This window comes from Rhodopseudomonas sp. AAP120, from assembly GCF_001295845.1.
In the GTDB taxonomy this organism is placed as follows: Bacteria; Pseudomonadota; Alphaproteobacteria; order Rhizobiales; family Xanthobacteraceae; genus Rhodopseudomonas.
Genome location: NZ_LJIC01000201.1, coordinates 45,113 through 62,510, shown reverse-complemented (window position 1 = coordinate 62,510; position 17,398 = coordinate 45,113). Strand labels below are relative to the sequence as shown.

Sequence of the window (17,398 nt, the reverse complement as noted above, 5' to 3'; positions counted from 1 at the left end):
GCACCCAGTGCCTGGGGACCCCCACCCCCGACCCCTCCCCGCAAGGGGGAGGGGAGAAGGAGGCGCCGTGCTCGCTGCCCATGCTATCCTCGCGCCATGACTGACCCCCGCCTCGTCACCCCCGAGCGCCGCGGCGATGATCTTGGCGATGCGGCGCTGCGGCCGCAGAATTTGTCCGAGTTCGTCGGCCAGCAGCAGGCGCGCGCCAATCTGCAGGTGTTCATCGACGCCGCCCGCAAGCGCAAAGAGGCGCTCGACCACGTGCTGTTCGTAGGTCCCCCCGGCCTCGGCAAGACCACGCTGGCGCAGATCGTCGCGCGCGAACTCGGCGTCGGGTTTCGTGCCACCTCCGGGCCGGTGATCGCCAAGGCCGGCGATCTCGCGGCGCTACTGACCAATCTCGAAGAGCGCGACGTGCTATTCATCGACGAGATCCACCGCCTCAGCCCGTCGGTCGAGGAGGTGCTGTATCCGGCGATGGAGGATTTTCAGCTCGATCTGATCATCGGCGAGGGCCCGGCGGCGCGCTCGGTGAAGATCGACCTGTCGAAATTCACCCTGGTCGGCGCGACCACGCGTGCGGGCCTCCTGACCAATCCGCTGCGCGACCGCTTCGGCATTCCGGTGCGGCTGAATTTCTACACCATCGACGAACTGGAGAGCATCGTGCGGCGCGGCGCCCGCGTGCTCGGCACGCCGATCACCAACGACGGCGCCAACGAGATCGCCCGCCGCGCCCGCGGCACGCCGCGCATCGCCGGCCGGCTGCTGCGCCGCGTCCGCGACTTCGCTTCCGCCGCTGACGCAGAAGCGATCGACCGGAAAATCGCCGACCACGCGCTCGGCGCGCTGGAAGTGGACAGCGCGGGGCTCGACGCCATGGATCGCCGCTATCTGTCAACCATCGCGCTGAACTACGGCGGCGGTCCGGTCGGCGTCGAGACCATGGCGGCGGCGTTGTCCGAGCCGCGCGATGCCATCGAGGACATCATCGAGCCGTATCTGATCCAGTGCGGCTACCTGCAACGCACTCCGCGCGGCCGCCTGCTCACCGACCACGCCTTCCGCCACCTCGGCCTCGCCGCCCCATCGCGCGACCCGTCGCAGTTCGGGCTGTTTGGCGATGCCGGTGATTCAGAGTAGGCGTGCCGAAAGCGATGAGTGATCCAGTGTCCCACCCCCTCGACGGCGCTATCCTCGACAGCGTCCATCACATGCACATCCGGGTCTATTACGAAGACACCGACTTCTCCGGCATCGTCTATCACGCCAACTATCTGCGCTTCATGGAGCGCGGGCGGACGAATTATCTGCGGCTGCTCGGGGCGGCGCAGAGTGAGTTGTTTGCGGAGGCGGAGAGCGAGACGCCGGGGTTCGCGTTCGTGGTGCGGGCGATGCAGCTCGACTTTCTCAAGCCGGCCAAAATGGACGATCTGCTCGAAGTGATCACCCGGCCGATCGAGGTGCGCGGCGCGTCGATCACCATGCATCAGCAGGTCAAACGCGCCGACGAGGTGCTGATCGAGGCCAAGGTCAAGGTCGCGTTCGTCTCCGGCGGTCGCGCCCGGCCGATCCCACTACCGCTTCGCGTGGCGATGAAGGCCGACGTTAACTGATCCTGTGTGCGGCGGCGTACCGGCGCTAGGGCGTGCGTTGGTTTGATGCTAAACGAATCGGGACGCTCCTTGTCCCCTAGCGCCCGGATCGCCCATGACTGTTACGGTTACGCCTGCGACGGTCACTCCCGGTACGGACACGGCCGGTGTCGGGACGTCTTCCGCGCCGCACCGGATCGTCATCGTCGGCGGCGGTGCCGGCGGCCTCGAACTCGCCACCGCGCTCGGCGACAAATATGGCGATGCCGGCGCCGTCCGGGTCACACTGGTCGATCGCAGCCGCACCCATATCTGGAAGCCGCTGCTGCACGCCATTGCGGCCGGCTCGCTGCGCCGTTCGCAGCACGAGCTGAACTATCTGGCACAGGCGCACTGGCATCACTTCCACTACCGGCTCGGCGAGATGACCGGGCTCGACCGCGCCCGCAAGGTAATCCGGCTGGCGCCGGTGATCGACGACGAGGGCCGCGAGATCAATCCGGAGAGCGAGCTTGGCTACGACACGCTGATCGTCGCGGTCGGCAGCGTCACCAATGATTTCGGCACGCCCGGCGCCAAGGAGCACGCGGTGCCGCTGGAGACGCCGGAGCAGGCGACGCGGTTCAACCGCCGCATGGTCAATGCCTGCCTGCGCGCCCAGCATCAGCACACCCCGATCGAGCCGGGCCAGCTCCACGTCGCCATCATCGGCGCCGGCGCCACCGGCACCGAGCTCGCCGCCGAACTGCACCACACCGCGCGCGAGATCATCGCCTACGGGCTCGACAAGATCGATCCCGAGCACGACCTCAAGATCGTGCTGATCGAAGCCGCCGATCGCATCCTGCCGGCGCTGCCGGAGCGGATCTCGCAGGCGACGCTGAAGCTGCTGCAGGACCTCGGCGTCGAGGTCCGCACCCGCGCCCGTGTCGCCGAAGTGCTGGCGGACGGCATCAAGCTCGCGGACGGCACGCTGATCCCGTCGGAGCTGGTGGTGTGGGCCGCCGGCGTGCGGGCGCCGGATTTCCTCAAGGAGATCGACGGGCTGGAGACCAACCGCATCAATCAGCTGGTGGTGAAACCGACGCTGCAGACCAGCCGCGACGACGACGTGTTCGCGCTCGGCGATTGCGCCGCCTGCGCGATCCCCGGCTACGAGAACAACGTGCCGCCGCGCGCCCAGGCGGCGCATCAGGAGGCCGAGTTCCTGCTGGCGCAGATCGAGAAGCGGCTGGCCGGCCAGCCGCTCGACGAGTTCCGCTATCGCGATCTCGGCTCGCTGGTGTCGCTCGGCAAATACTCGGCGGTCGGCAATCTGATGGGCTCGCTGGTCGGCAAGAGCTTCCTGATCGAGGGCTATTTCGCCCGCTTCATGTATCGCTCGCTGTACAAGATGCACGAAGCCGCGCTGTACGGCCGCGGCCGGACGCTGCTCAGCCTGCTGTCCGGCAGCAACCGGCCGACCCCGACGGTGAAGTTGCACTGAAGTACACTAGCTGGGTAGGTCCTCCAAATTTTGCAGATTGTGATTCGCCAGACATCGGATCTGCTAAGTTCGCTAGAAAATTGCAGTCCCAGAAAGGGATGACTTACTGATTGAAAATCCAAACTCGAATCTTTGGGTCACACTAGTGACAGCGTCAGCATACCACTGAGGCGCAGACGGTGAGACGTACACCTCGTCAATCAGGGCGCGGAGATCGCAAGAAATATAGTGGCCTGGAGGATTCTCAGTCAAAGCAAGATCTGAAAATCCTATTCCGTTGGCTAGATCCATGAAACAAGCCCGTAGCTCTCGTTCGGCTTCGAAGCTCTTTCTTTTTCTAAAGAATGGGTTGAGAGCATTCCCTTGATCAATCGCTTCCGAATTATAGTCTATGTAGCGAATTGGGCCGATGTAAATTTGCCGGATTTCGTTTGTGAAAGCTTCCTTCAGACGTCCAACTGTCGATCTTACAGCAATCCCATCCGTTGGGGATGCGTAAATCGACCAAAGAAAGGCTGATTCGTGCTCACTGATGTTCCAACAGTTGACGTATGTTGCACTGGCTGAGATGTTTCCCAATCTTTTCTGTTGTTCAAATGAGAAGATTCTTTTGAGGCCCTCAACTGGTTCGTTCGATGGAATTTGGAAGAAGCGTCGCGCGAAGTCTTCGTTCTGCGCTACTAGGCGGCAGATCTCTAAATTCGGCCGTGCTAAAGTACCCTCGTAGGGGTCTTCAATTCGAAGTCTTTTGGCCTGACAAAAGAAAAGCGATGATGTCGTTAGAAGACTCAAGAATTTGGCGAGGCTCATAAACCGCCAGATCACGGTGTTGTCTGCGGGAGGCGTTCCCGCTGACGGGTGAGGGTAAAAGGGCATCTGATCTCCGCGATCTTATTAGCTAGGCTTCAAATCGAGCGTGTTTGAACAAGTGGCATATCCCGCAATGCCAACATCACTGTCCAGAAGTTGGCCGATCTGGCTGCAGCGGAAGCTTCTCAATATCTCCTATAGAGTGCCCGGCGGAACGCGTCTGTGAGGCCGATGCCGTCAGGAGATGTTCTAGTTTGCGTCAGATACATTCAGCTTCATAGATGATTCGGCAAGGGACAGGCATGTCAGGTGGGAACGCTAGCAACGAGACGCCACGCGTCGTGGAATTTCTCGGGCCGAAGGAGCGCGATCTCCGGCTCGATTTTCTGCGCGGCCTCGGCCAGTGGATGATCTTTCTCGATCACATCCCCTACAACGTGATGAGCTGGCTGACGCTGCGCAACTACGGCTTCTGCGACGCGGCCGAGTTCTTCGTCTACATCTCCGGCTATTCGATCGGCTTCGCCTATGGCCCGGCGATCCGCTCCGGCGAGATGGTGGCGGCGATCAAGCGGCTGTGGACGCGGGCCGCGCAGCTCTACGTCGCGCACGTCTTTCTGTTCCTGTTCTTCACCGCGCAGATCGCGCGCGCCGCGCGGCGGTTCGACAATCCGATGTACAAGGACGAGTTCAACGTCGCGCAGTTTCTCGAAAACCCCGACGTGATGATCCAGCAGGCACTGCTGCTGAAGTACAAGCCGGTCAATCTCGACGTGCTGCCGCTGTACATCGTGTTCGTGGTGGCGGCGCCGCTGATCCTGTGGGGGCTGCTGCGCCGGCCGCACACCACGCTGATCCTGTCCGGCCTGCTCTACATCGTGTCGCGCACGCTCGGCTGGAACCTGCCGTCGTTCCCGGACGGCCACTGGTACTTCAACCCGTTCGCCTGGCAGTTCCTGTTCGTGTTCGGCATCTGGTGCGGCTTCGGCAACGGGCCGCAGATCCGGCCGTGGGTGAAGTCGTGGCCGAACCAGACGCTGTCCTGGCTGATCGTCGGCATCGCCTTCGTGGTCGCGCTGTCGTGGAATTTCGAGTCGCTGTACGGGCTGGTGCCGGATGCGGTCGGTAAGATCATCTATCCGATCGACAAGACCAGCCTGTCGCCGCTGCGGCTGATCCACTTCCTGGCGCTGTTGACCATCGTGGTGAAGCTGCTGCCGCCGGATCTGCCGGCGCTGCGCTCGCGCGCGCTGCATCCGATCATCCTGTGCGGCCAGCGCTCGCTGCCGGTGTTCTGCTTCGGCGTGCTGCTGTCGTTCACCGCGCACTGGATCCTGCGTCAGGTGTCGGGCGGCATTCCGATGCAGATTGTCGTCAGCCTCGCCGGCATCGGCCTGATGATCGGCATCGCCTGGGTCGCCACCTGGTATCGCAGCCTGCCGACGCTGTTCACCGTGCCGGTGACGATGCCGGTCGAGGAGCCGCCGAAGGCGCAGGCGGCGGCGCCGGGCGAGGCAGGCGAGACGCGGGCGGCAAAGACGCCGGCCTGAGCGCGCTTGACTCGTTGTACCGATCGGTACAATCTCCGCGGTGTCACAGCCGAAGGAGACACGACATGTCACGACCCCCGCTGCCGCCGTTCACCCGTGAGACCGCCGCCCAGAAGGCGCGGCTGGCCGAAGATGCCTGGAATTCCCGAGATCCCGTGAAGGTGTCGCTCGCCTACACGCCGGACAGCCGCTGGCGCAATCGCGGCGACTTCCTGCAGGGCCGCGACGCCATCGTCGAGTTCCTCACCCGCAAGTGGGAGCGCGAGCACGACTACCGGCTGATCAAGGATCTGTGGGCGTTCGACCGCAACTTCATCGCGGTGCGCTTCCAGTACGAGTGGCACGACGATGCCGGCCAGTGGCATCGCTCCTACGGCAACGAACAATGGGAGTTCGACGAGGCCGGCCTGATGCGCCGCCGCGAGGCCAGCATCAACGACATCACCATCAAGGAAACCGACCGCCGCTTTCACTGGCCGGCTCCGGGCCCGCGCCCGGCCGATGTGCCGGGGCTCGCGGCGGAACCATTTTGAGCGCGACGCTCTCGTTATTATACTCCGCGCAACACCAACCGCCGTCATGCCCGGGCTCGTCCCGGGCATCCACGCCTGACAGCCTTCGATGGGTGCAAAGCCGTGGATGGCCGGGACAAGCCCGGCCATGACGGGGAGAGGCTCATGCGTAATCGATAGTAGGCCCCTGTGAAGACACCACGCCCAACCACCAAGCCAACTACCGACCGCGCCGCCTTGCTGCCGCTGCTCGGCGAGGTGTTTCGCGCGCATGGCTACGAGGGCGCGTCGCTGGCGTTGATCACCGAGGCGACCGGGCTCGGCAAGGGCAGCCTGTATCACTTCTTTCCCGGCGGCAAGAAGCAGATGGCCCAGGAAGTGCTGGCCGAGATCGACGGCTGGTTCGAGACCAACATCTTCGCGCCGCTGCGCGATCCGGCCGATCCGCGCGCCGCGATCGAAGCGATGCTGGCCGGCGTCGAGACGTATTTCCGCTCCGGCAACCGCGTCTGCCTGGTCGGCGTCATCGCGCTCGGCCATGCCCGCGACGAATTCGCCGCGCCGGTGAATGATTACTTCGCGCGCTGGCAGGACGCGCTCGCCGAAGCGCTGCGCCGGAGCGGCCTCAGCGTCGCCGCCGCCCGCCGCCGCGCCGAAGATGCCGTGCTGTCGATCCAGGGCGCCCTGGTGCTGGCCCGCGCCCGCGACGACGCCAAGATTTTCCCGCGCGCGCTGGCGGAGCTGAAGGTGAGGCTGCTGGCGTAGTCTCTCACCTCGTTGTTTCCAACTGCCTCTCCCCGCGCACCGCGCAACCTCCCCCGCTTGCGGGGGAGAGCCTGCCCTCGGGCTTGACCCGAGGGTCGGATCGCGCAGCGATCCGGGTGAGGGCACTCCTCTCCGCGCACCGCTGAGTCAGTGCGCGGCTCGCCCTCACCCCAGCCCTCTCCCGCAAGCGGGAGAGGGAGCAGGCTGCGGCGCGTGGCTTGGCCTGAGGGCGGAAAATCTGCAACGGCGCTGTCGGGCGCCGCCGCCGTCGTTCGTCCTTCGTGGGTCAGTCATCACCGAGGACACCGCCATGACCCCGCAGACCATGACCCCGCAGACCGTGACCCCGCATCTCGTCGTCAGCGACGCCGTCGCCGCGCTCGCCTTTTACAAACAGGCGCTCGGCGCCACCGAGACGGTGCGGATGCCGGCCGAGGACGGCAAGCGGCTGATGCATGCCGAGATCCAGATCGACGGCGCACGGATCTTCGTGGTCGATCATTTCCCCGAATACAGCTGCAACGGCACCGACCCGGTGAAGCCGCCGACCCAGCTCGGCGGCACGCCGATCACCATCCATCTCGAGGTTCCGGATTGCGACGCCGCGATCGCCCGCGCCAAGGCGGCCGGCGCCACGGTCACGCAGGAACCGTGGGACGCGTTCTGGGGCGCCCGCTACGCCCGCATCCTCGATCCGTTCGGCCATTCCTGGAGCTTCTCCCACCTGCTGCCGGCGGCGAGCTGAGAGCACGCCGTCCTCGCACGGAGCGATTGCGACGACGCGACAGGTCCGGCGCGGCGGCCCGCCCTTGGCCGCCACCGCATTGTCCGCCATGCTGCCGCCGAACGGCGGCAGCGATCGTCGTGCAAACAGGGAGACGACGTCCACATGCTCTACGCCATCCTTTGCTATCACGATGAGGACTTCGTCGGTTCCTGGAGCCGCGAGGAGGACGCCGCGGTGATGGAGCGGCTCAAGGTCGTGCACGGCAAGCTCGCCGAGCAGGGCCGGCTCGGCCCGGTGGCGCGGCTGCTGCCGACCACGGCGGCCACCACGCTGCGCAAGGATAGCGAGCCGCCGCTGGTGATCGACGGCCCGTTCGCCGAGACCAAGGAGCAGCTGCTCGGCTTCTACGTGGTCGAGTGCGACGATCTCGACGCCGCGCTCGATGTCGCGCGCGATCTCGGCCGCGCCAATCCGGGAGGCGCCTACGAGATCCGCCCGATCGGCACCTTCATGCCGGGCACGCAGCCATGACCGATCTCGCCTGGATCGACACCGCACTGACGGCGGCGCGGCCCCAGGCGATCGGCGCGCTGCTGCGTTACTTCCGCGATCTCGACACCGCAGAGGAGGCGTTCCAGAACGCGTGTTTGCGCGCGCTGAAAGCCTGGCCGCAGAACGGCCCGCCGCGCGATCCGGCGGCGTGGCTGATCATGGTCGGCCGCAACGTCGCGATCGACGATCTGCGCCGCGGCAGGAAGCAGCAGCCGCTGCCCGACGACGACCGCGCGATCTCCGATCTCGGCGATGCCGAGAGCGAACTCGCCGAGCGGCTCGACGGCTCGCATTATCGCGACGACATTTTGCGGCTGTTGTTCATCTGCTGCCATCCCGAACTGCCGCCGACCCAGCAGGTCGCGCTGGCGCTACGCGTCGTCAGCGGTCTCACCGTGTCGCAGATCGCGCGCGCCTTCCTGGTGTCGGACGCCGCGATGGAACAGCGCATCACCCGGGCGAAGGCGAAAGTGGCGCGCGCCGGCGTGCCGTTCGAAACGCCGGGCGCGGTCGAGCGCAGCGAGCGGCTCGGCTCGGTGGCGGCGATGATCTATCTGGTGTTCAACGAGGGCTATTCGGCCGCGGGCGAGACCGCCGGCGTGCGCGCGCCGCTGTGCGAGGAGGCGATCCGGCTGGCGCGGCTGCTGCTGCGGCTGTTTCCGGCGGAGCCCGAGATCATGGGGCTGGCGGCCTTGATGCTGCTGCAGCACGCGCGCGCCGCGGCGCGGTTCGATGCGCAGGGCGAGATCGTGCTGCTCGAGGACCAGGACCGCGCGCTGTGGGATCCGAAGCTGATCGCCGAGGGGTTGGCGCTGATCGACAAGGCGATGCGCCATCGCCGCCCCGGCGCCTATCAGATCCAGGCCGCGATCGCCGCGCTGCACGCCCGCGCGCCGCGCTTCGCCGATACCGACTGGGCGCAGATCGATCTGCTCTACGGCTCGCTCGAAATCCTGCAGCCGTCCCCGGTCATCACGCTCAACCGCGCCGTCGCGGTTTCGAACGTCCGTGGCCCCGACGCCGCGCTGGCGATGATCACGCCGCTGGAAGACCGCCTCGGCAACTACTTCCACTATTTCGGCGCCAAGGGCGCCCTGCTGCTGCAACTCGGCCGCGCCGCCGAAGCCCGCACCGCCTTCGACCGCGCCATCGCGCTGGCGCGAACGCCGGCCGAAGCCAGCCACATCCGCATGCATCTGGATAGGCTGAAGGAGAAGGCGGTTAGTTTGTAGTGTGGTCATTTAGGCAATGGCGAACGCCGCATGCGCGTCGCCCTCACCCCAGCCCTCTCCCGCAAGCGGGAGAGGGAGCCCGCCGCGTCGCTGGGCGATCTCGTGCAAACTCGCTCATGCAATTTGTGATAAGCGCCCGATGGAGTCGGCGTCTCTCCCCATGCACAGAGCGCTCCCTCTCCCGCTTGCGGGAGAGGGCTGGGGTGAGGGAGCCCCGAGCACTGAGTTAGCGATCAGCGTACTACCCGTTCCGCCGCTCGCCGCGCAGCGTCGGCAGGCCGATGCCGGCGGCGTCGAAGCCGCCGTCGACGGCGAGAATTTGTCCGGTGATGTAGCTGGAGCGGTCGCTGCACAGGAAGTAGATGGCGTCCGCCAGCTCGGTCTCCAGGCCGTAGCGGCCGAGCGGGATGGCGTCGTGATAATCGGCGCGGATCTCCGGCGAATGCACCGCCTTGGCCATCGCGGTCTCGACCGGGCCGGGCGCGACGCCGTTGACGCGGATGCCGAGCCCGGCGAGTTCGACCGCGCATTGCTGGGTGAGATGCGCGAGCCCGGCCTTGCTGGTGCCGTAGGCTGAGCGTAGCGTCGAGGCGCGCAGCCCGGAGATCGACGTGACGTTGACGATGGCGCCGCCGCCCGTGTCGCGCATCAGCGGCACCGCCGCCTGGATCAGCTTGAACGGCCCGGTCAGATTGACGTCGATCACCCGCTGCCATTCGGCGTGGGTGGTTTCCATCATCGGCTTGAACACCGCGACGCCGGCGTTGTTGACCACCGCGTCGAGCCGGCCGAACCGCTCGCCGATCGCCGCGATGTCGCTGGCGTCCGAGGCCGCATCGGCGACGTCGCAATGCAGTGCCAGCGTCCGCTCCGGCTCGGCCAGGGTGCGGATCGCTTCGCGCAGCCCGTCGTCGTCCATGTCGAGCAGCGCGACGCGCCAGCCTTCGTCGAGAAAACGGCGGGTCGTCGCCAGCCCGATGCCGCGCGCGGCGCCGGTGATCAGTACGACTTTGGGCGGAGAGGCAGTCATGAATCGTCCTGTTGTTGCCGGGCTAATGTCGCGATGGTGAGCGAACTCACCCGTTAGCACATGCGGAACGAGCGGAGGTTGCGTTGTTACGGCGCAGCGGAGAATTTCCTGTCGTCGGCAGGCGGAGACGGGAAAGCGCGCCACGGCCGGCCCGCGACCGCGCGTTCGGCCGCAGGCCTTCGGTCTGGAACGGGTCGCCGACATCAGGATTACATGAAGCGGAAATAGAATGCCGCACGCGCTACACGTACCGCGTTCCCACCGGAGGTCAGCATGGACGACGAACTGACGCAGCGTATCCGCCACCGCGCCCGCGAGAAGTGGGAGCTGGCCGGCTATCCCGAAGGCCGCAGCGAAGAGTTCTGGCTCGAAGCCGAAAAAGAAGTCCGCGGCGAGCAGGAGACTTATCAGGAGCTGAAGTCGGACCCGAGCGTCACGATCAACAGCTGAGCGGGAAGGGCGGGCCGTTGGTGCGGTTGTCGCTCGGCGACTATCGGTCGGGTCATACGACCCGATCGAACGGAGCTGGTTAGAGCTCCGGTAGCCTGAGCGAATCTGGTCCAGTTTGACGATGGCTTGAGTGAGCTTAAGGCTTGCCACAAAGCTTCGGCGAACCAAGCCGTCGCCAATTAGCCTTCCACTAACGAGTGGAATTATCCCTGCTGATAAAGACAGTGTTTATAGTCGTACTTCAGCCCTGACCGTCGGCGCGAACTCTCCCTCAGCCCGCATCACCGCACATAAAACACCACCGCAGCGATCACCAGCAGTGACGCGACCGCGAGCAGATGGGCGATCGCGCGCGACGCGGCGAGTTTGGTAGCTTCGTCCATTCCATCCTCCCAAGACAGCGTGGACGTCGAACACAGCAACACCGGTCCCGCGTCGCAGCGCGACGCGTGAGAAGACCGCGCCAAACTGCGCGACCGGCCGACCAGATTGCTACGCTGAAACGCCCCGCGACGACTATTCGCTCTTCGACTGAGTCCCCACTCCGCGAACATCGACGTATGAACGTTCGTCAATCAATGCGGCGGGAATTTGTTCGCCGCCTGTACGCTGCCGCGCAGTATCTGTTGCGGCGCGTCATGAGCGCCGCATCAGCTGTGATGATTTTTTCGTCGCACGATGTCGGTTCAACTGATCGCGAGCCGTTCCTTGATGATCTGATCACCACGGGGAGACGACGATGCGGTTCATGATGCTGATGATTCCGAAGGGCTATGAGAGCGCGGCGCCCGGCGAGATGCCGGAGGCGGAGGCCGTGGCGGCGATGATGAAGTACAACGAGGCGCTGCAGCAGGCCGGCGTGCTGATTACTTGCGACGGGCTGCATCCGCCGTCGATGGGCGCCCGCGTCAGCTTCGCCGGCGACAAGCCGCTGGTGATCGACGGGCCGTTCGCCGAAGTGAAGGAAGTCCTCGGCGGCTACTGGATGATCGACGTCGCCTCGCGCGAGGAAGCGATCGCGTGGGCGACCCGCTGCCCGGCCGGTCCCAACGAGGTGATCGAGGTCCGGCAGGTTCAGGAGGCGGCCGACTTCCCCGAGACCATCCAGGCGGAGATCGCCGGCTTCGAGGCCATGCAGGCGACCCGCCGGTAAGGTAGCCTAACACCGGTTCGGCGCGGCAGGCGGCTCCTGCCGCGACCTTGTCGCAACACGGGCGGCCGGATCACCCTTGCCACAGGTTTGCCGCAAGGTTTTTTGGGCCGGAAATTCGCTTGTTGCGAACGATTGGAACCGGTTCCGCGCGGCGCGATGGCCCGTGACCTTTCGCACACCCTCATGTAAAAGCGCTTCACATGAGCTGGCGCAAGGAAGACCGCCGCGCCGAGCGCGGCTATCATCACGGCAATCTGAAGGAAGCCCTGCTGCAGGCCGCGCTCGGGCTGATCGCCGAGAAGGGCCCGGCCGGTTTCACCTTCGCCGACGCGGCCCGCATGGCCGGCGTCAGCCCGGCCGCGCCGTATCGGCACTTCCGCGACCGCGACGAACTGCTGTCGAACATCGCCCAGCGCGGTTTCGAGCAGTTCGAGCAGGTGCTCGCCAAGGCCTGGGACGACGGCCGTCCCGACACGCTCAGCGCCTTCATGCGGGTCGGCCCGGCCTATCTGGCGTTCGCCCGCAGCGAGCCGGCCTACTACTCGGCGATGTTCGAATCCGGCGTGCCGGTCGATTCCAATCCGCTGCTGATGGCATCGTCGGAACGCGCCTTCAACGTCATCCGCGCCGCCGCCGAACGCCTCGCCGCACTGACGCCGCCGAATGTCGCCCGGCCGCCGGCGCTGATGATGGCGCTGCACATCTGGTCGATGTCCCACGGCATCGCCTCGCTATTCGCCCGCGGCGACGCCGCCCGGCGCAAGCTGCCGATGGCGGCCGAAGAGTTGCTCGAAGCCGGCGTGCTGATTTATCTGCGCGGCCTAGGTTTCCCCGCCGACCTCGGCGCGAAGACAGAAAAATCAACAGAACCAAAGCGTTCTGGCCCCTGGGGCGCTGCCCCGTAGCGCCCGCGCTTACTGCGAAGTGAGCGCCGTGCGCAATTGTCGCCCCGACCGTTTTCCGCGTTCGCTTGACAAAACCAGAGAATGGATTAGCTATGTAAATGTTATTTACATTCACACCGGCGCCGCCGGGAATGGAGAGACACATGGCCAACGCCGCTGACTACGATCGATGGGGGCCCCCAGGGGCGCGCTACCAGCCCGCGCCACGATCGTCCTGGAGTCCGGGCTGGATCCTGCTGACGGTCGCCGGCTTCATCGTCTGGTGGCCGATCGGACTGGCACTTCTCTTCTACACACTCTGGAGCAGAAACATGGGTTGCTGGGATCGCGGTGATCGCTTCTCGAACAAGATGGAGCGCATGCAGTACAAGATGGAGCGGATGCGCGCCCGCATGGACCGCCACGGCTTCGGCTTCGGCCCGCCGTCGAGCGGCAACCGTGCCTTCGACGAGTACCGGATGGAAACGCTCCGCCGGCTCGAAGAAGAGCAGGTCGAATTCAAGGACTTCCTTGAGCGCCTGCGCCACGCCAAGGACAAGGAAGAGTTCGACGCCTTCATGGCGCAGCACCGCACCAAGCCGGCCGGCCAGAACGACGCGCCGCCGCAGAGCTGATCACGCTTCATCAGCAGTGACATCGCCGCCCGCCTGGCTCTCAGGCGGGCGGCTTTGTTTTTGCTCGCGGCAATGTCACACCCGGCGCCGCTGTCTCGTCCTATCCTCATCCAACCGCAGGAGATGACGATGAACGCCCGCCTCAACCCCGCGACCGCCGCGCCCGAAGCCTACAAGGCGATGGTTGCGCTCGAGACCGCGATCAAGAACAGCGGCCTCGAGCCGAGCCTGATCGAACTGGTCAAGATGCGCGCCTCGCAGATCAACGGCTGCGCGTTCTGCCTCGACATGCACAGCAAGGACGCCCGCGCCCATGGCGAAACCGAGCAGCGGCTGTATCTGCTGAACGCCTGGCAGGAGTCGCCGCTCTACTCCGACCGCGAACGCGCCGCGCTCGGCTGGACCGAGGCGCTGACGCTGGTCGCCGACACCCACGCGCCGGATGCGGACTACGAGGTGCTGGCGCAGCAGTTCAGCCCTGCCGAGCAGGCTAATCTCACGATGCTGATCGGCGCGATCAACACCTGGAATCGGCTCGCGATCGGCTTCCGCTTCGTTCACCCGGTCGCCCCCGCTCATGCCAAGGCTTCCTGATCACAGCACGACCGAGGACGCCGCAGCGAGCTTCGCGCCGCTGCGGCCACGGTTGGTCCGCGTCGCCTATCGGATGCTCGGCTCGGTCGCCGAGGCCGAGGACGTGGTGCAGGACGCTTACTTGCGCTGGCATCGCACCGACCGTGCCGCGGTGCGCGATCCCGCGGGCTTTCTCACCCGGGTGGTGACGCGGCTCAGCCTCGACGTGCTGAAATCGGCGCGGATCAAGCGCGAAACCTATGTCGGGCCGTGGCTGCCCGAGCCGCTGATCGCGCCGGAAGCCGAGGAGGAGGGCGATGATATCACGCTCACCTTGATGCTCGCCTTGGAGCGGCTGTCGCCGCTGGAGCGCGCCGCCTTCCTGCTGCACGACGTGTTCGGCCTGTCGTTCGACGACATCGCCCGCACGCTCGACCGCGATGCCGCAGCCTGCCGCCAGCTCGCGACGCGGGCGCGCGGCCACGTCCGCGCCGCCCGGCCGCGCTTCCCGGTGTCCGAGGAACGCGGCCTCGCCATTGCCGGCGCTTTCTTCGAAGCCTCGCGCAGCGGCGATCTCGCAGCGCTCACCGCGCTGCTCGCCGACGACGTGGTGTTCACCGGCGACGGCGGCGGCAAGCGGCGCGCGGCGCTGAACCCGATCCACGGCGCCGACCGGGTGGCGCGGTTCTTCGCCGGCATCGCCCGCAAGAAGCCCGACGCCTCGACGCTGATCGCCACACGGACGATCGACGGCCTGCCGGGTTTCGTCACCCAGGAACGCGACGGCCCGCAGACCACGGCGCTGGCCATCGAGGATGGCCGCATCGTCGCGATCTACGTCGTCCGCAATCCCGACAAGCTCCGCCATCTGCGGTTGCCGGACTCCGACTCTGCGCCGCTTCACTGAACTTCAGCGCCCGCCGGGCAGTCACAGACCCGTGTGACCACGGGCATTTTCCCGGAACTGGTAACGCCTTCTTAACCCTGATTAGCGATTGGTTAGGGGCGTCAGGATGCGCTTTCAGCCCTCGTTTTGACACGTTGGCAAGGGATGCAGGGCCCGGCTTCGGACGGGCCCTCCCAATTGACAACGCAAAATTTGGCGGTGGCGCTCTTGCCGGACTGCGGCGCGTGCTGCGCGGAACGGAGCCGGTGCCGGCTGCCGCCGGACCCTTGCGTGAGAGGATAATCGATCATGAATCCGGCCGACGTTGCCCAGTCAGCCATGCCGATGGTTTCCGCCGACGTCTCGCTGATCGCGCTGTTCTGGCAGGCGCACTGGATCGTCAAGTCGGTGATGCTCGGCCTGATTGGCTGCTCGGTCTGGGTGTGGGCCATCGCGATCGACAAGCTGCTGCTCTATTCCCGCACCAAGCGGGCGATGGACCGGTTCGAACAGGCGTTCTGGTCGGGCGAATCCATCGACGACCTGTACCGCACGCTGTCGGCCAAGCCGACGCACTCGATGGCGGCCTGCTTCGTCGCCGCGATGCGCGAGTGGAAGCGCTCGTTCGAGAGCCATTCCCGGTCGTTCGCCGGCCTGCAGATGCGGATCGAGAAGGTGATGAACGTCTCGATCGCCCGCGAGGTCGAGCGGCTGGAGCGCCGCCTGCTGGTGCTCGCGACCGTCGGCTCGGCCGGTCCGTTCGTCGGCCTGTTCGGAACCGTCTGGGGCATCATGTCGAGCTTCCAGTCGATCGCCGCGTCGAAGAACACCTCGCTGGCGGTGGTCGCGCCCGGCATCGCCGAGGCGCTGTTCGCCACCGCGGTCGGCCTGATCGCCGCCATTCCGGCGACAATTTTCTATAACAAGTTCACATCCGAGGTGAACCGCCAGACCCAGCGGCTGGAGGGGTTCGCGGACGAGTTCTCCGCCATTCTGTCGCGGCAGATCGACGAGCGCGCATGATCCGGGCAGCTGAGCGCAAAGTGAGCATCCGACCATGGGGATGAACGTAGCTGCGGGCGGCGGCGGACGTCGCGGCAGTCGCAAACGTCCGGTGATGGCGGAGATCAACGTCACCCCGATGGTCGACGTGATGCTGGTGCTGCTGATCATCTTCATGGTCGCGGCGCCGCTGCTCACCACCTCGATCGACATCGACCTGCCGACCGCGCGCGGCGGCGCGCAGATCCAGTCGAACTCGCCGCCGCTGACGCTGTCGGTGAAGCGCACCGGCGGCGCCTGCAACTCGCAGGTCGAGATGTATGTCGGCGACAGCGCAGTGCCGGCGGCCGAGCTCGACGCCAAGATCAAGGCGATCCGGGCGACGCGATCGGACACCGACAACGTCATCTATCTCAGGGGTGACAAGGACGTCTGCTACACGGACATGATGAAGCTGCTCGGCCAGATCAAGGCAGCCGGCTTCAAGCCGAACATCGTGATTCTGCCGGAGCAGGGCTCGTGAACGGGGAAGGCGACCAGCGACACTGAGGATGGAGCAGGAATTCTGAAGGTGAAGATCGACAAGACATTGGTGGCCTCGGTGGCGCTGCACGTCCTCGTGCTCGGCTGGGCCATGCTGTCTTTTTCGTCGAAGGCCTTCGAACTCGAGCCGCAGGACTCCGTCGCGGTCGACACCATCTCCGAAGATCAGCTCGCCAAGGTGATGGCCGGCATGAAGACCGGCAAGAAGGAAAATCCGAAGCCGCTGGTCGAGAAGGTCGCCGAGGCCAAGCCGATGGACGACGCCGTCGGCAAAATCGACGACAAGAAGCCGCCGGTGGTCACCGACACCGCGCCGACTCCGCAGCCCAAGCCCGACAAGCCGGTCGAGAAGAAGCCCGATCCGCCGAAGCCGGTGGTCAAGGAAGAGCCCAAGAAGGAAGAGCCGAAGAAGGCCGAGAAGAAGCCCGAGCCGAAGGAAGAGCCCAAGAAGGCCGAAAAACCCGAGCCCGATCCCAAGGTCGATCCGATCGCCGAGGCACTGAAGAAGGAAGAGAAGAAGAAGCCGACGCCGCCGAAGCCGCAGGCGGAAGCCGCCGCCAAGCCGCCGGAGCCGACCAAGAAGGCCGAGCGAGTGTTCGACCAGTCGAAGATCGCGGCGCTGCTCGACAAGCGCGATCCGACGCGTCAGTCGGCGACCGGCGATGCGCTGAATTCCAACGCCGCGCTCGGTCTCGCCAAGGGCAAGTCGGCGGACAACTCCGCGACCTGGGGCGCGATGTTCAAGGAGCAGGTGCTGCGCTGCTGGAAGAAGCCGTATGGCGGCCTCGACGCGCAGCGCGTCGAAGCGGAATTCAGCATCCGGCTGAAGCAGGACGGCACGCTGGAAGCCATGCCGGTGGCGGTGTCGTCGCCGGCCAGCGCGTATCAGCGGGTGTTCCAGGAAAGCGGGCTGCGTGCCATCATCGAATGCGCGCCCTATCGGCTGCCACCCGGTTTCTTCGGGGAATGGCGATATTTCAACCCTGTTTTTGATAGCAGAGACCTGTAACTCT

The 17,398-nt window shown here is 65.7% G+C and carries 21 protein-coding genes; 19 read left to right on the top strand and 2 right to left on the bottom strand.

Going from position 1 to position 17,398, the window contains the following annotated elements:
* Positions 1-96: 96 nt before the first annotated feature.
* From ruvB to IP86_RS26490, 3 genes are all read left to right on the top strand, one after another.
* Positions 97-1,143, top strand: coding sequence for a Holliday junction branch migration DNA helicase RuvB (gene ruvB / locus IP86_RS26500; protein ID WP_054165431.1), 1,047 nt, complete (start codon positions 97-99; stop codon positions 1,141-1,143).
* A 14-nt stretch (positions 1,144-1,157) separates the two neighbouring features.
* Complete coding sequence (gene ybgC / locus IP86_RS26495) at positions 1,158-1,616, top strand: tol-pal system-associated acyl-CoA thioesterase (protein WP_054165443.1); 459 nt, start codon at positions 1,158-1,160, stop codon at positions 1,614-1,616.
* A 94-nt stretch (positions 1,617-1,710) separates the two neighbouring features.
* A complete protein-coding gene (locus IP86_RS26490) occupies positions 1,711-3,081 on the top strand; it encodes an NAD(P)/FAD-dependent oxidoreductase (RefSeq protein WP_245290747.1) in 1,371 nt (456 codons plus the stop codon).
* A 72-nt stretch (positions 3,082-3,153) separates the two neighbouring features.
* Here IP86_RS26490 and IP86_RS28895 read toward each other — a convergent pair whose 3' ends face one another.
* Complete coding sequence (locus IP86_RS28895; RefSeq protein WP_156332629.1) at positions 3,154-3,957, bottom strand: hypothetical protein; 804 nt, start codon at positions 3,955-3,957, stop codon at positions 3,154-3,156.
* Positions 3,958-4,193: 236 nt separating this feature from the next.
* Here IP86_RS28895 and IP86_RS26485 point away from each other — a divergent pair, with 236 nt between their 5' ends.
* The 6 genes from IP86_RS26485 to IP86_RS26460 all read left to right on the top strand — a co-directional run bounded on the left by IP86_RS26485 (position 4,194) and on the right by IP86_RS26460 (position 9,229).
* Complete coding sequence (locus IP86_RS26485; RefSeq protein ID WP_054165430.1) at positions 4,194-5,441, top strand: OpgC domain-containing protein; 1,248 nt, start codon at positions 4,194-4,196, stop codon at positions 5,439-5,441.
* 65 nt (positions 5,442-5,506) lie between these two features.
* Positions 5,507-5,974: a nuclear transport factor 2 family protein gene (locus IP86_RS26480; protein WP_054165429.1), complete on the top strand. Its 468-nt coding sequence runs from the start codon at positions 5,507-5,509 to the stop codon at positions 5,972-5,974.
* Positions 5,975-6,142: 168 nt separating this feature from the next.
* Complete coding sequence (locus tag IP86_RS26475) at positions 6,143-6,718, top strand: TetR/AcrR family transcriptional regulator (RefSeq protein WP_054165428.1); 576 nt, start codon at positions 6,143-6,145, stop codon at positions 6,716-6,718.
* A 310-nt stretch (positions 6,719-7,028) separates the two neighbouring features.
* Complete coding sequence (locus IP86_RS26470; protein ID WP_054165427.1) at positions 7,029-7,463, top strand: VOC family protein; 435 nt, start codon at positions 7,029-7,031, stop codon at positions 7,461-7,463.
* A gap of 144 nt (positions 7,464-7,607) precedes the next feature.
* Positions 7,608-7,976 carry a YciI family protein gene (locus IP86_RS26465; RefSeq protein ID WP_054165426.1) on the top strand — a complete coding sequence of 123 codons (369 nt, stop codon included), beginning with the start codon at positions 7,608-7,610 and terminating at the stop codon, positions 7,974-7,976.
* Positions 7,973-9,229 (top strand): RNA polymerase sigma factor, encoded by a 1,257-nt coding sequence (locus IP86_RS26460; protein ID WP_054165425.1) that lies wholly within the window; start codon positions 7,973-7,975, stop codon positions 9,227-9,229. The genes IP86_RS26465 and IP86_RS26460 overlap by 4 nt, the downstream gene beginning before the upstream one ends.
* A gap of 241 nt (positions 9,230-9,470) precedes the next feature.
* Here IP86_RS26460 and IP86_RS26455 read toward each other — a convergent pair whose 3' ends face one another.
* Positions 9,471-10,259, bottom strand: coding sequence for an SDR family NAD(P)-dependent oxidoreductase (locus IP86_RS26455; RefSeq protein ID WP_054165424.1), 789 nt, complete (start codon positions 10,257-10,259; stop codon positions 9,471-9,473).
* A gap of 273 nt (positions 10,260-10,532) precedes the next feature.
* Between IP86_RS26455 and IP86_RS28350 the strand changes: the two genes are divergently transcribed.
* From IP86_RS28350 to tolA, 10 genes are all read left to right on the top strand, one after another.
* The gene (locus IP86_RS28350; protein WP_082364275.1) at positions 10,533-10,709 is read left to right on the top strand and encodes a DUF2934 domain-containing protein; all 177 of its coding nucleotides are present in this window, start codon (positions 10,533-10,535) and stop codon (positions 10,707-10,709) included.
* A 560-nt stretch (positions 10,710-11,269) separates the two neighbouring features.
* A complete protein-coding gene (locus IP86_RS29200) occupies positions 11,270-11,461 on the top strand; it encodes a hypothetical protein (RefSeq protein WP_197279995.1) in 192 nt (63 codons plus the stop codon).
* Entirely contained in the window at positions 11,449-11,862 is a 414-nt protein-coding gene (locus tag IP86_RS26450; protein WP_054165423.1) for a YciI family protein, read from the top strand. Before IP86_RS29200 ends, IP86_RS26450 begins: the two co-directional genes overlap by 13 nt.
* Positions 11,863-12,062: 200 nt before the next feature.
* Positions 12,063-12,767 (top strand): TetR/AcrR family transcriptional regulator, encoded by a 705-nt coding sequence (locus IP86_RS26445; protein WP_054165422.1) that lies wholly within the window; start codon positions 12,063-12,065, stop codon positions 12,765-12,767.
* 143 nt (positions 12,768-12,910) lie between these two features.
* Entirely contained in the window at positions 12,911-13,381 is a 471-nt protein-coding gene (locus IP86_RS26440) for a DUF2852 domain-containing protein (protein WP_054165421.1), read from the top strand.
* A gap of 129 nt (positions 13,382-13,510) precedes the next feature.
* On the top strand, positions 13,511-13,975 hold the full coding sequence (locus IP86_RS26435; protein ID WP_054165441.1) for a carboxymuconolactone decarboxylase family protein: 465 nt from the start codon (positions 13,511-13,513) through the stop codon (positions 13,973-13,975).
* On the top strand, positions 13,959-14,861 hold the full coding sequence (locus tag IP86_RS26430; protein ID WP_054165420.1) for a sigma-70 family RNA polymerase sigma factor: 903 nt from the start codon (positions 13,959-13,961) through the stop codon (positions 14,859-14,861). The genes IP86_RS26435 and IP86_RS26430 overlap by 17 nt, the downstream gene beginning before the upstream one ends.
* Positions 14,862-15,149: 288 nt before the next feature.
* Complete coding sequence (gene tolQ, locus IP86_RS26425) at positions 15,150-15,863, top strand: protein TolQ (RefSeq protein ID WP_054165419.1); 714 nt, start codon at positions 15,150-15,152, stop codon at positions 15,861-15,863.
* Positions 15,864-15,897: 34 nt separating this feature from the next.
* Positions 15,898-16,365, top strand: coding sequence for an ExbD/TolR family protein (locus tag IP86_RS26420; RefSeq protein WP_054165418.1), 468 nt, complete (start codon positions 15,898-15,900; stop codon positions 16,363-16,365).
* Positions 16,366-16,413: 48 nt separating this feature from the next.
* Positions 16,414-17,394 carry a cell envelope integrity protein TolA gene (tolA, locus tag IP86_RS26415; RefSeq protein WP_054165417.1) on the top strand — a complete coding sequence of 327 codons (981 nt, stop codon included), beginning with the start codon at positions 16,414-16,416 and terminating at the stop codon, positions 17,392-17,394.
* The last annotated feature ends 4 nt before the right edge of the window (positions 17,395-17,398 follow it).

Excerpts from the sequence above, each read along its gene's own strand:
- ruvB (WP_054165431.1), top strand. The coding sequence starts at position 97 with ATGACTGACCCCCGCCTCGTCACCCCCGAGCGCCGCGGCGATGATCTT.
- ybgC (WP_054165443.1), top strand. The coding sequence starts at position 1,158 with ATGAGTGATCCAGTGTCCCACCCCCTCGACGGCGCTATCCTCGACAGC.
- IP86_RS26490 (WP_245290747.1), top strand. The coding sequence starts at position 1,711 with ATGACTGTTACGGTTACGCCTGCGACGGTCACTCCCGGTACGGACACG.
- IP86_RS28895 (WP_156332629.1), bottom strand. The coding sequence starts at position 3,957 with ATGCCCTTTTACCCTCACCCGTCAGCGGGAACGCCTCCCGCAGACAAC.
- IP86_RS26485 (WP_054165430.1), top strand. The coding sequence starts at position 4,194 with ATGTCAGGTGGGAACGCTAGCAACGAGACGCCACGCGTCGTGGAATTT.
- IP86_RS26480 (WP_054165429.1), top strand. The coding sequence starts at position 5,507 with ATGTCACGACCCCCGCTGCCGCCGTTCACCCGTGAGACCGCCGCCCAG.
- IP86_RS26470 (WP_054165427.1), top strand. The coding sequence starts at position 7,029 with ATGACCCCGCAGACCATGACCCCGCAGACCGTGACCCCGCATCTCGTC.
- IP86_RS26465 (WP_054165426.1), top strand. The coding sequence starts at position 7,608 with ATGCTCTACGCCATCCTTTGCTATCACGATGAGGACTTCGTCGGTTCC.
- IP86_RS26460 (WP_054165425.1), top strand. The coding sequence starts at position 7,973 with ATGACCGATCTCGCCTGGATCGACACCGCACTGACGGCGGCGCGGCCC.
- IP86_RS26455 (WP_054165424.1), bottom strand. The coding sequence starts at position 10,259 with ATGACTGCCTCTCCGCCCAAAGTCGTACTGATCACCGGCGCCGCGCGC.
- IP86_RS28350 (WP_082364275.1), top strand. The coding sequence starts at position 10,533 with ATGGACGACGAACTGACGCAGCGTATCCGCCACCGCGCCCGCGAGAAG.
- IP86_RS29200 (WP_197279995.1), top strand. The coding sequence starts at position 11,270 with ATGAACGTTCGTCAATCAATGCGGCGGGAATTTGTTCGCCGCCTGTAC.
- IP86_RS26450 (WP_054165423.1), top strand. The coding sequence starts at position 11,449 with ATGCGGTTCATGATGCTGATGATTCCGAAGGGCTATGAGAGCGCGGCG.
- IP86_RS26445 (WP_054165422.1), top strand. The coding sequence starts at position 12,063 with ATGAGCTGGCGCAAGGAAGACCGCCGCGCCGAGCGCGGCTATCATCAC.
- IP86_RS26440 (WP_054165421.1), top strand. The coding sequence starts at position 12,911 with ATGGCCAACGCCGCTGACTACGATCGATGGGGGCCCCCAGGGGCGCGC.
- IP86_RS26435 (WP_054165441.1), top strand. The coding sequence starts at position 13,511 with ATGAACGCCCGCCTCAACCCCGCGACCGCCGCGCCCGAAGCCTACAAG.
- IP86_RS26430 (WP_054165420.1), top strand. The coding sequence starts at position 13,959 with ATGCCAAGGCTTCCTGATCACAGCACGACCGAGGACGCCGCAGCGAGC.
- tolQ (WP_054165419.1), top strand. The coding sequence starts at position 15,150 with ATGAATCCGGCCGACGTTGCCCAGTCAGCCATGCCGATGGTTTCCGCC.
- IP86_RS26420 (WP_054165418.1), top strand. The coding sequence starts at position 15,898 with ATGGGGATGAACGTAGCTGCGGGCGGCGGCGGACGTCGCGGCAGTCGC.